General features: G+C 45.1%; 12 protein-coding genes. 2 read left to right on the top strand and 10 right to left on the bottom strand.

The window, feature by feature from the left end:
- Window positions 1-15 precede the first annotated feature (15 nt).
- The 8 genes from KNO90_RS11240 to KNO90_RS11205 all read right to left on the bottom strand — a co-directional run bounded on the left by KNO90_RS11240 (window position 16) and on the right by KNO90_RS11205 (window position 6,591).
- Window positions 16-627 (bottom strand): class I SAM-dependent methyltransferase, encoded by a 612-nt coding sequence (locus KNO90_RS11240; protein WP_214742553.1) that lies wholly within the window; start codon window positions 625-627, stop codon window positions 16-18.
- The gene (locus KNO90_RS11235) at window positions 624-1,631 is read right to left on the bottom strand and encodes an ABC transporter permease (RefSeq protein ID WP_215113619.1); all 1,008 of its coding nucleotides are present in this window, start codon (window positions 1,629-1,631) and stop codon (window positions 624-626) included. Before KNO90_RS11235 ends, KNO90_RS11240 begins: the two co-directional genes overlap by 4 nt.
- Entirely contained in the window at window positions 1,628-2,302 is a 675-nt protein-coding gene (locus tag KNO90_RS14795) for an ABC transporter ATP-binding protein (protein WP_215113618.1), read from the bottom strand. The genes KNO90_RS11235 and KNO90_RS14795 overlap by 4 nt, the downstream gene beginning before the upstream one ends.
- Window positions 2,303-2,343: 41 nt before the next feature.
- Complete coding sequence (locus KNO90_RS11225) at window positions 2,344-3,072, bottom strand: GntR family transcriptional regulator (RefSeq protein WP_215113617.1); 729 nt, start codon at window positions 3,070-3,072, stop codon at window positions 2,344-2,346.
- A gap of 79 nt (window positions 3,073-3,151) precedes the next feature.
- A complete protein-coding gene (locus KNO90_RS11220) occupies window positions 3,152-4,576 on the bottom strand; it encodes a glycoside hydrolase family 1 protein (RefSeq protein WP_483299294.1) in 1,425 nt (474 codons plus the stop codon).
- 37 nt (window positions 4,577-4,613) lie between these two features.
- Window positions 4,614-5,921 (bottom strand): PTS cellobiose transporter subunit IIC, encoded by a 1,308-nt coding sequence (celB, locus tag KNO90_RS11215; RefSeq protein WP_215113688.1) that lies wholly within the window; start codon window positions 5,919-5,921, stop codon window positions 4,614-4,616.
- A 23-nt stretch (window positions 5,922-5,944) separates the two neighbouring features.
- Window positions 5,945-6,289, bottom strand: coding sequence for a PTS sugar transporter subunit IIA (locus tag KNO90_RS11210; RefSeq protein ID WP_353047925.1), 345 nt, complete (start codon window positions 6,287-6,289; stop codon window positions 5,945-5,947).
- 5 nt (window positions 6,290-6,294) lie between these two features.
- On the bottom strand, window positions 6,295-6,591 hold the full coding sequence (locus KNO90_RS11205; RefSeq protein ID WP_015880368.1) for a PTS sugar transporter subunit IIB: 297 nt from the start codon (window positions 6,589-6,591) through the stop codon (window positions 6,295-6,297).
- Window positions 6,592-6,724: 133 nt separating this feature from the next.
- Between KNO90_RS11205 and KNO90_RS11200 the strand changes: the two genes are divergently transcribed.
- Window positions 6,725-8,512: a type I phosphomannose isomerase catalytic subunit gene (locus KNO90_RS11200; RefSeq protein WP_215113616.1), complete on the top strand. Its 1,788-nt coding sequence runs from the start codon at window positions 6,725-6,727 to the stop codon at window positions 8,510-8,512.
- Window positions 8,513-8,697: 185 nt separating this feature from the next.
- A complete protein-coding gene (locus KNO90_RS11195) occupies window positions 8,698-9,135 on the top strand; it encodes a hypothetical protein (RefSeq protein ID WP_015880366.1) in 438 nt (145 codons plus the stop codon).
- Window positions 9,136-9,249: 114 nt separating this feature from the next.
- On the opposite strand, the gene KNO90_RS11190 is transcribed toward KNO90_RS11195, so the two are convergent.
- Window positions 9,250-10,695, bottom strand: a complete 1,446-nt coding sequence (locus tag KNO90_RS11190) for a glycoside hydrolase family 1 protein (RefSeq protein ID WP_214742546.1) — start codon at window positions 10,693-10,695, stop codon at window positions 9,250-9,252.
- Between the two features lie 16 nt (window positions 10,696-10,711).
- Entirely contained in the window at window positions 10,712-12,562 is a 1,851-nt protein-coding gene (locus KNO90_RS11185) for a beta-glucoside-specific PTS transporter subunit IIABC (protein WP_215113615.1), read from the bottom strand.
- Window positions 12,563-12,568 lie beyond the last annotated feature (6 nt).

The following is a 12,568-nucleotide window of genomic DNA, read 5'->3' as shown; positions in this document are numbered from 1 at the left end:
GTGCTCACTCCTCCATTACCAAGATGACTCCATCATATCAAACCGATAAATCAAAAATCGCTCATGAAGATTCTTTAGCGGCAATCGCACCGTTTGTACGTACTGAAAAGGCGTATTGTCGTTCAAATAATGGAGATACTCATCCGCCGGATAATATAAAATCACATCGACCGGACGAGGGACCGTTTCAACAGATTCGATGATGTTGGCGATCACTTGACGGAAGACGTTCACCGAGAACGGATTAAAGAAGTAGAATCGATTCGCATCCGATGGAATCGTGAATTCTTCCGCGAGTCCCTGTTCCAATTGAACACTTCCCCGATTACGATGTTTCTTCGTATAGCTCATCCAATTTTGAAGTGCCTCCTCATGAAATCCACCGTCCATCTCGACACCGATTGCCCGCACGCGAAACGTATATGCTAAATAGAACGGCAGACGTCCTTTTCCCGAACCGAAATCCACGATGGTATCTGTGGACTCTAACGGAAACGCATCCCGAAGCAAATCGAGTGCCTCGTAAGGAGTCGGCTCATAACGGTGATATTCGGCTGAGGACGGGAATCCTTGCTGTGGTTTGGCCGTCTCGATTTGTAACAGTTGTTCATATTGCTGTTCGTTCATGATGAACCTCTTTCTTGAATAGATTGGAAGAATGGATGCCGCTCCATTTCTCTCGTGAACGACGTCTGTTCCTGATAGGCGACATATAACAGATAAATCGGAACCACTAGTTTGAACCAGCTCGGGAGAAGAATCACGCTCGTTCCCCCGAGTGGAATGAGTCGAAACCATAGATTCCGATGACTCGGCGTTCTAAAGTACATAAGGAGCGCCGTCGTTCGTCTGACGGTGCCGAAGCGGTTCGGTCTCGGTCGATACAGGGGACGTTTCCGTTCACTCGTCTTCTCGATGGCTCCTGACGTCGTCAGCAGGACACGGTCGAATGAGGCACGCTCACGTTCCCCGATCTCAATCTCGCGACCGATATTCGGATGTTTCGACACCCATCCTTCCCCTACATATAACGCAAATGTGACCATCATGCTTCCGATCAACACACTGAGTAACATCGAATCAATCAATAACGCATACACACCTACAAAAGCAAGGAGTATAATCAATAATCGCTTCATGAGATGGGCGTGTCGGAGACGAAATTGATACTGAATCCATGCATGGCACCAACCGAGTAGAAATAGTGCAGCCCCAAACGCGAGTATCTCGCCCACACTCCTGCCCTTTATGTATAGAATCGGTGCAAGCAACAGTAGATAACATCCATATTGAACCAGGTGTTGAGTCATCTGATATACGACGGAATACCATTTCAACTGTCGAATGAAATGACGATCAGCTACAAGGATGAGATCGGCACGCTCAATCCAGACAAACATGCGATCTTGCCACATGAACCATCCAATCAGAAGTGCCCAGAGAAAATAAGGGATGTCACCTAACCAGGGGAAGCTCCCTTCCCAGACTTGCCAGTAGGAATAGCCTGCCCATATGAGAAGAGGAAGGACACCGTATAAAAAAATCGTCCAGTCGACAATCAATCGGATCGTCTTCCACTGTTGTTTTATATAACGGGAGACACGTATCCAAAACAATCGTTTCGCAATCATCGGAGCGCCACATCTTCCATCATATCGAACAACGTCATCCCCTCTGTGTCGAGCGCTTCACGAATCTCCGCTTTCGTCCCACTCGCCAGGAGTTGCCCGTCATCAATCCATACGAAACGATCACACAATCGCTCGGCCGTATCAAGAACGTGTGTGACTAATAAGACACTTGCCCCCCTCGTACGCTCCGCTTCTAACAGTCGAAGTAACTGAATGGTCGTCGTCGCATCCAATCCGATAAATGGTTCATCGACAATCAATACATGCGCTTCTTGAATGAGCGCCAATAAAATCATCGCCTTCTGTTTCATCCCTTTTGAATAAGAGGAGAGATACCGGTCGGTCACATGATCGAGTCGGAAAAGCTTTAGCAACTCCTCCGTTTTTTCTGTTGAATCGATTCCCGTTAATTCTTGGACGAGTGCGATATGTTCAGATAGCGTCAAATAATCATAGTAGACCGGTTGTTCTGGGATGTACGCATAGCGTTCCATCTCGACCGTTCCCGTCATCCAAGGAATCGTTCCGGTAAGACAGGCGATAGTGGTCGTTTTTCCCGCACCATTCGATCCAATCACCCCTAAAATCTCACCTGCCCGTACATCAAACGAAATGTCTTGGATGATAGGTTCGTTTATCTCGTATCCTGCTTGTTCAATTCTCACATCCACGATGGGTCCTCCTTACGAAAAAGTCGCCATCGCGGCGACTTTTACTTCACAATATTGACCGATGAAAACACAAATTTATCGTATCGGTGACGGGCAAACGAATACTCGAACGGTTTCCCGTTACTTAAATAGACGACTTGCTCGACTTCGATAATCGGTTCAGTGATATCATTCTTCAAGTAAGCCTGATCGTACTCATCCGGTTTATCTGCTCGAATCACTTTATGCGAGCTTGTAATCGTATAGCCTAAATCTTCTTGAATATACGCGTACACGGACTGTTCTAAAATTTCACGTGTGATTCCTGTAATGAGGTTAGCAACCATGTACGTCAATTCGATGACATACGGTTCCTCGTCTACGTAACGCACACGACGTATTTCATAGACTGGTTCTGTCAGCTCAATCATGAGATGATTGGCGACTTCCTGACTCGGAAACTTCACCTCAAAATTGAGGACTTCACTTCGTAACGAGCGATCTCCGATTACTTGAGTCAGCCCTCTCGTTTCTTTACTAATCACGTTGATACGATCTTTTTGGAAGCTCGACTGTAAAATGAATGTTCCTTTACCACGTTTACGATAGATTAGCCCTTCCATGACGAGAATCTCAAGCGCACGTTTCATCGTCATTCGGCTCACCCCAAACTCTTGGGCCAAATGGATTTCATCAGGTAATGCATGTTCTAGCGGATAAACGTGTTCAATAATTCTTTTACGAATTTCATCAGCAATGGTTTCATATTTCGGTTTTTTCTTAGTAGACATATAGCACCTCATGTATAGACATATATGTACAATATATCAAAAAAAGCTGACAAAGAGTAGTCTTTGTCAGCTTACTTCATTATTCTGTAAAACCATTAGCGTCAATCAACTGTTTAAACCAGTGCCCTGATTTTTTTACAGTACGTTGTTGCGTATCTAAGTCAATACCTACAAATCCATAGCGATTTTTATAAGCATTGCTCCATGACCAATTGTCCATGAACGTCCAAAGATGATAGCCTCTCACGTTCGAACCCTCTTCAATCGCTTGATGCATCCATTTCAAATGTTCGCGAATGAAATCAATTCGATAATCGTCTTGGACACTTCCGTTCTCGTCACGATAACGCTCTTCACCCTCAACACCCATTCCATTCTCTGAAATGAAGCAAGGAATATTACCATAGTTTTCTTTTAGATTGATTAAAATATCATAGATTCCTTTTTCGTAAATTTCCCATCCACGATAGGGATTCATTTTACGTCCAGGCATCTCATAAAAATCAAATAAGTTTTCCGGTAAGAATGGTGCGTCCGGATTCGGCAGTGATGCTTTTGCTTTCACGCGACGCGGCTGGTAATAGTTGATGCCAAGCAGGTCGACTGTATGTTCTCGAATGAGTTCAAGATCGTCTGTTTCCATCTGTGGCATCGCATTTTCCGACTTCAGCACTTCTACTAGTTCTTGAGGGAACGTGCCTAAAACAGATGGATCGAGGAACGAGCGATTGAACATCGCATCAGCAATACGCGCTGCGCTCAAATCAGCTGGGTGCTGACTTCTCGGATATGAGGGTGTCAGATTTAAGATGATCCCGATTTGCCCTGATTGTCCCATGTCACGATACGCTTCGATTGCCATCGCACTCGATAAGATCGAGTGGTACGCTACTTGGACAGCTCGCTTGAAATCAACAACATTTGGATAATGAAAGTCATATAAATATCCACCCTCTACCGGTACAATCGGTTCATTATGCGTGAACCATTTCTCGACGCGGTCACCAAACAACTCAAAGCATGTCTTCGCAAAGGTGACATATGCCTCCACGACTTCCCGTGACTCCCAACCTCCTTGATCCTGAAGCGCCATCGGCATATCAAAGTGATACAGATTGATGAACGGTTCGATACCATGATCGATTAAGCAATTGATGACATTGTTATAAAATGTGACCGCCTCTTCATTTACTTCCCCGACACCTTGTGGAAAAAGACGTGACCATGAAATGGAGAAACGGAACGTATTATGCCCGAGTTCTTTCATCAATGCGATATCTTCTTCATACAAATGATAGAAGTTTGAGGCTTCTGTTGCGCTCACGCCATTGAAAAAGCGGTTCGGCTCTTGCATGTACCAGTAGTCCCAGATGTTCAATCCTTTTCCACCTTCAAAAGCAGCACCTTCCATCTGTGTAGCAGAAGAAGCCGTTCCCCACCAAAAGTCTGTCGGAAATTGATAGGTCTTTTGCTCTCTCATACGTGTTTGGGTCGGGTTCGTCATTATTTATCTCTCCCTTATTTCTATTTTCTCTATTTGTTTACACTGCTTCTTGTTGATCTGTTGATTCTTCTAATTCTTTTTTCAAATTCATTCGGTCGATAAATTTCAAGAACGGGAACCAAATCGCCAAAATGATGAAGAAGTTCACGATTTGAAGAAGACCTCCTGCAAGCGAGTTCGTCGCCATGACACCACTCAAGAACATCGGGACAGTCCATGGAACCGCGACACCCGTTGGTGGTGGGACTAAGCCTGTCGACATCGCGAAGTATGTGACCGTCACCGTCACGAGCGGTGCGACAATCCAAGGAATCATGATGAGCGGGTTCATGACGATCGGAAGTCCGAAGATGACCGGTTCGTTTACGTTAAATAGTCCAGGTCCGATGGATAGTTTCCCGATTTGTTTCAACTGTTTCGATTTCAAGAACAACAAGATGGCCACGACGACAGCAAGCGTAGATCCGGAACCACCAAGCCCTACTGTGTAAATTTCAATGAACTGTTTACTGATAATGTTCGGAACATCTCCAGTCGAGGTATAAGCCGTCAAGTTTTCCACAGATAATGTGTTCCAAATCGGGTCCATCACCGAGTTGACGATGACCTGACCGTGGAGTCCGAAGAACCAAAATAGCTGAACGAAGAAGATTGCAATCAATGTTGGAATGAGACCATTTCCTAATGTCACAAGCGGTTGCTGAACAACGTTGAAAATGACGTCATGAAGATTCGTATTGAATAAGTTCGTCACGATGATGTTGAAAGTTAAAAATACAGTCAAGGTTAATAATGCAGGAACAAGTGCTGAGAATGATTTCGCAACAGCTGGCGGTACTCCATCCGGCATCTTGATCGTCCAGTTCTTTTGAACGACAAATCGATAAATCTCACCGGACAGGAATCCTGTAATCATCGCAAGGAACATCCCTTTTGCTCCAAGGCGATCCAATGGAAGGACATTCCCGACTGCCTCTGACATGCCGTCCACTTCAATCAAGAACGGCGTTAAGAGAAGGAATGACACGAGCGAAATCGCTCCTCCGAACACAGCCTCGACTTGATAACTTTTCGATAGATAATACCCGATACCGAAAACGACAAAGATAGACATAATCCCCATCGTTGCAGATGGTGCGTTTCCGAGTGATGTTTTAAATACACTGAGTGTACTTTCGGACATGAAACGGTCGAGGAACGGCAGGTTTGCAATGACGACGATGATTGACCCAAACATGGTAATTGGGAAAGCGAGCATGAATGCATCTCGCAATACTTGTAAATAGCGACTGTTGTTTAAATAGGTCGCCATCGGCATGAGCAGTTTACTGATCATGTTGAACATTTTATTGTCCTGTGACATATGATTCACCCTTCTTGATTAGGATTTACAATCTTTTGTTCGACCATTTCGACCAAACCCGCTGTCAAATCAAGCATCGTTTGTGTAGACATTAAATGGTCCTCTGCATGAAGAAGTAATAACGAGACGTCTGTTTTTTCTCCATTCGCTTCTCTCTGAATTTGTGAAAAGTGTGTTTGATGTGCTTCTTTTAATTGTTCGCGTGCCTCGCCAATCTTTTCTTCGAACGTTTCATAAGAACTCGTTTTATACAGTTGAATCGCTTCCTGAATCGTACTTCTCGCATTGCCACTGTGCAAAATCATCATGAACGCCATTTGTTCCAAAGTTAACTCATCTACCTGTTCCACGTTGTTCACCCCATTAATTTCATGGCTTGCTCGTATGCAGCTTTTCCGTTCGCCGTGCCGTACGCCATCATATCGATTACTTCAATCGGCGTTGATGTTTGCGCTTTCAATTTATCCAATAGGAAACGCATTTGTGGACCAATTAAAATCACATCTGCCTCGTCCATCTCGGTTACAACCTGGTCTTGACCAACTGCCCAAATCTTCGCCTCATCCCCAATTGATGTGGCGTGATCCTTCATCTTCGTCACGAGTAAACTCGTCGACATCCCTGAACTACACGCTAATAAGATTTTCTTCATGTGTCCTCACTCCTCATTTGAAATCGTTTACATATTTTATTATACACATGATTTATTTCATGTCTATACTTGATTTAAACTTTGTTTAGTTTTTAAATTCATAAGTGTATATTAAATAATAGGAGGATGGAATATGAGCGCTATTCTTTTACAACCACACTATCAACACCGACTTTGGGGAGGGGAGCGTCTGAAGCGATTTGGTTTCGAATTCAATGACCCTTCGATTGGTGAAGCCTGGACGGCTTCTGCATTAGAAAAAGGCAGTTCAGCAGTTGCTTCTGGACCTTACATTGGTCTTTCTTTGCATGAACTCTATCAACAACATCCAGAGTTGTTTCAAATTAGCTCGGATGTGTTTCCGCTATTAATTAAATGGATTGATGCAAACGATGATTTGTCTATTCAAGTTCATCCGAATGATTTGTTGGCAAACCGACTCGAAAATGAACCATATGGAAAAAATGAATGTTGGTACATTCTCGATGCTCCGGCAGATGCGACACTCATTTACGGTCACTCCTATACCACCTTGGAAAATTTCAACAAAGCGCTTGAAACAGGCGATTTGGAAAACGGCTTGATACGAAAACCGATTCATGCCGGTGATTTTTTCTATGTCCCAGCTGGAACGGTGCATGCGTTGACAAAAGGGGTATGCGTACTGGAAATTCAACAAAGTTCGGACACAACCTATCGTCTATACGATTACGAGCGAGTAGATGTGACGACCGGTCGTCCTCGTGAGCTTCATGTAGAGAAGGGCGTCCTCGCTTCTTTCGTCCCTCACCTTGGCTATAGCGAACCAATCCGTCAACTCGATCACTTTCGAACACGTTTGACGAAGAATCCATTCTTCTTCGTGGAAAAATGGCACGTTACAGTGAAAGAAAAGATTTCGACCGACACGTTTCGGTTACTATCTGTCGTGCAAGGAACATTAATCATTGATGAGATGGAAGTACCTACGGGAGGTACACTCCTTCTCCCGGCCAATGAGTCGTTCTTGATTGAGGGAGAAGCGACTTGTTTAGTGACTGGTGTTCCTTCCGATGAGAAGCAAGTCGTCCGAATCGGGATCGATTTAGGAGGGACGAACACTCGGATTGCGGCTGTTTCACTCAATGGTGAAGTACTAAAACAACTTACGTTTAACACGCAGCCTCACCTTCCTTTTGAAGAGGCATTACAATCTATCGAGACTGCGATTCATCAATTCAATGTTGAATTCGATATCCAGCATGTCGGGCTTGTGGCACCCGGTCCACTCGATTTGAAACAGGGAATGTTTTTAACTCCTCCAAATCTTCCGAATTGGCACAATCAAAAAATCGTTGAGCCTTTAACACAGCGTCTCGGCTATTCTGTCACCCTTGAAAACGACGCGAATGCGGCAGCTCTCGCAGAAGCCAAATTTGGGGCAGGGAAAGGATTCGATTCTGTTTTTTATGTAACAGTCAGCACAGGGATTGGTGGCGGATATGTCTATAAACATCAAGTCATTCGAGGGGCGAACGGCAGTGCCGGTGAAATCGGAAATATGATTATCCGTTCGAACGGACCAGCTCACCCTGTACTGAATCGAGGCTCTCTCGAATCACTCGCTAGTGGTACGGCGCTCATGAATCGCGCAAGCGAAAAGGGGTATACAAACGTCCCTTCGCTATTATTAGATGATGAGTACCGCCATCACTTCGTCGAGGAACTGGCCAGCGGACTAGCTAATATCATTCATACCGTCGATCCTGATGTGATTGTATTAGGGGGCGGCGTCATGATGTCGGCCTCATTATTTTGGAACGAATTACAACAAGCAGTTTCGAATAAAATGTATCCACATGCTAGTGGAAAAACGTGTCTATGCCTCACTCAATTGTCAGGAGATGCGGGCGTGATTGGCGCTGCCTTTGTCGAAGCATAATGAAATTTGAAAAACGGACGTTCATCGTGAATGTCCGTTTTTTCGTATACATAAATGAGAAATAAATCAACATTATACTTTACGAATCATTTGCGATTTCTTTTCTAGATTGAGTTAGATTCGTTTACTTTAGCGTGGTAACGTGAAATGATAATCATAACAACTCTTTAAAGCGAGGTGACGGTGTGTCTACCACAGAGCACGAACAAGCGACATCTATTTTGCATCACCTCTTTACCGCCTCTTCTTTTGTCGGAATCGATTTCGGTTCTGGCCCGAACCATCATCTTCTCTATTTCAGTCGTCAAGGACTGGAATCTTGGATCTCCATCGAGGGACCATGGCATGTCCATGCGACGCAAAGTACGTTTGACGAAGGTGAACAACTCGAACAGCTCATGCGCTTAAGACGAGAGCGCATCCATCACGTACGACTCGGTGACGAACACCCCCATCTCGAACTGGAATTTGAATCAGGTTCTCTCCTATTCATCAACGGATATCAAGAGCATTTTGAATGCTGGCAAGCGGGAGACGCACGACCACTTGGTGGAGACGCCTATCTTTTGGTCGCGATGCCGCAAGGGGAGCTCGCTGTATTTGCTGATGGGGACGACGAATGAGCACGTGGATGGAGATTCTCTTGTACATGTTGATTGCCGGGGGCGTTAGCCTTGCGATCATCTTATTGCGAAAAATCACGAAAACATGAAAAAAGGCGGCCGCGGCCGCCTTTTTCATTTGACTGATTCTTCTTCATACAAGCTTGCGCCTTGTGAACGAATCACCTCTTGATACCAGAAGAATGACTCTTTCCGTTTTCGCTCTAACGTACCGGTACCGTCGTCATGGCGATCTACATAGATGAAACCATACCGTTTGCTATACTCGCCTGTCGAGGCACTTACTAAATCGATACAACCCCAACTCGTGTACCCCATCACTTCGACTCCATCGTCGATTGCATCCATCATCCCTTTCAAGTGATCACGTAAGTAATCGATGCGATAGTGATCATGAATCGTTCCGTCCGACTCAACTTTGTCATATGCGCCTAGCCCATTCTCAACGATAAATAACGGAAGCTCATAACGCTCATATAATTTGTTTAAGATGACACGTAGTCCCGTCGGATCAATTTCCCATCCCCAGTCGCTCGCTTGTAAATATGGATTCTTCACCCCGCTCATGATATTTCCTTCCGCTTCATCCTGACCTTTTTCAGCCTTTTCAGTGCGCGACATATAGTAACTGAGTGAGAAGAAATCAACTGTATTCTCTTTCAGGATTTCAAGGTCTCCATCTTCCATATGGAGCTCAATTCCGTTATCTCGGAAGAATCGTTTCGCAAAGCTTGGATATTTCCCACGTACATGGACGTCCCCGCAGAAGAAGTTCATCATTCGTTCAGCATCGTGTGCATACCAAACATCGTCCGGGTTTGAGCTGTATGGATAAACCGGAGCTGCAATCAGCATACATCCGATTTGCATCGATGGGTCGATTTCACGGGCCGCTTTTGTCGCAAGTGCACTTGCGACCAGTTGGTGATGAAGTCCCTGGTACGTAAGTTGTAATGTGTTCTCTTCTTCTCGAACCGCAATTCCGAGACTGAGCATCGGCATGAATTGCGCTCCGTTGATTTCGTTGAACGTCAACCAGTATTTGACCTTTCCTTGATATCGTTCAAACAAGACACGACTGTATCGTTCGAAATATGTGACGAGACGGCGATCACGCCACCCTCCATAATGCTTTGCAAGATGTAAGGGCATCTCGTAGTGAGAGATGGTCACGAGTGGTTCAATGCCTTGGGCGACTAATTCATCGATGACACGATCATAAAATTGAAGTCCTTCCTCGTTCGGTTCTATTTCATCCCCATTTGGGAATATTCGTGACCACGCGATTGACATGCGGAACGTCTTGAATCCCATTTCCTTAAAGAGAGCGATATCTTCTTTATAACGATGATAGAAGTCAATTCCTTCATGGTTCGGATATGAATGTTCATCATGTAACTCAAAATCAAAGGCTGGATCATGAATAATTTTCATTCGCTGTTTCCCACCTGGCATGACGTCAGCAATCGAAAGTCCTTTTCCACCTTCTTGATAACCGCCTTCTAACTGATTGGCCGCAGTGGCCCCGCCCCATAGAAAATCACTTGATACTTGTTTCATATTGTCTCCTCCTTTGTTATACAATGACGCGCAATACGCCATGATTGGCTTCAACCACACCTGTGTAAACCGGTAAGACATCGAGATAGTGTTCGGTATTTGTCACGATAATCGGGGTGATGGTGTCATATCCCTCACGAGCGATGGCATCTATATCGAATCGGACGAGCAATTCACCTTCTGTCACTTTCTGCCCATCCGTAACGACCGTTTCAAAATACTGTCCTTTTAGCTTGACCGTATCTAATCCAATGTGAATCAATACTTCTACACCTGTATCAGATCGAAGACCGATTGCATGCTTCGATGGATAGACTGTGACGATTTCTCCATCAAACGGTGCATATACCGCACCTTCTGACGGCATAATCGCAATCCCTTTCCCCATCGCCCCGCTTGAGAACACTTCATCACGAACCGTTTCAAGCGACACGACTTCTCCTTTCAATGGAGCCGATACAGGAAAGCCGACTTGTTCAGAGATTGATTGTGCGACCACTTTTTCTGTCGACTCGACCGTCGCTTCTTCTTTGTGGAAGACCATAGTCAAGACGAGCGCGACTAACGTCGCAACCGTCATTCCAATAAATGCGCCATAAAAGGCTAAATCGACTCCCGTTGGAGGAATCATGACCGGAATGCTGAAGATTCCGAGTCCTCCCATCGCATAAGCCGCCGTGCCGAACAAACCTCCTACGATACCACCAGCCGCTCCACCCACAACCCCAAACACAAATGGTTTTTTACGCGGAAGCGTCAAGCCATAGATAGCCGGTTCCGTGATTCCAAAGACACCCGCAATGGTAGAGGAAGTCCCTAAACCTTTCACTTTTGGATTTTTCGCCTTTAACGTGATTGCTAACACAGCACCGACCTGACCAAATGTGGCCATCAACACTCCGACAACAATCGTATCCGTACCGACAACCGATAAGTTATTGATGATGATTGGCACAAGTCCCCAATGCAAACCGAACATGACGAGCACTTGCCAGAACGCACCGATGAATGCGATTGCGATGGTCGGACTTAAGTCATATAAGAATGAGTATCCGTTCGCCAACCCTTGACTCGCATACGTCGCAACCGGTCCGATTGCTAAAAACGTCAACGGGACAACGAGTAACAATGCCATCATTGGCGTCGTGAAGTTTCGTACAGCTTCATGCGTATGACGGTTGAAGAATGTTTCTACTTTTGAAGACACGTATGTCGCCAAGATAATCGGAATTACCGAAGACGCATAACTCATCAAGACGACTGGTACATTGAGAAACGTTAATGACTCACCTGCTCCTTGAATCGCGACAATCGAAGGATAAACGAGCGCGCCACCGATAATCATCCCAATATACGGATTCCCACCAAATTTCTTCGCAGCTGAATGCCCCAAAATCACGGGTAGGAAGTAAAATAGCGCGTCTGCTGCGGCGTTTAAGACGACATACGTCCCCATCTCTTGCGTTAATAATCCGAGCGCGACGAGAATCGCAAGCAATCCTTTCAACAAACCACTACCTGCCATCGGTCCGAGGATTGGCGTAAAGATTCCGGCAATCACGTCAATCAGTCGGTTAAACACCCCTGTTTTTTCTTCATCGTCGGTCGAAGATGTCTGGAATCCGCCAACGTCAACAACCTCTTTGTAGACGTATGGCACATTATTACCAATGACGACTTGAAACTGTCCGCCACTTTGAACGACGGTAATAATCCCATCTTGTTCCTTCAACTTAGTCGCATTAGCCTTTGATTCATCTTTTAATTTGAAACGTAGTCGTGTCGCACAGTGAAAGACGCTTTTAACGTTCTCCTTGCCACCGACATGTTGCACAATCGTTTCTGCCAGTTGTTTGTATTGGTCCATTTTGTT

Source organism: Exiguobacterium sp. s63 (assembly GCF_018617335.1).
In the GTDB taxonomy this organism is placed as follows: domain Bacteria; phylum Bacillota; class Bacilli; order Exiguobacteriales; family Exiguobacteriaceae; genus Exiguobacterium.
This window is presented reverse-complemented; position numbering and strand designations above follow the sequence as displayed.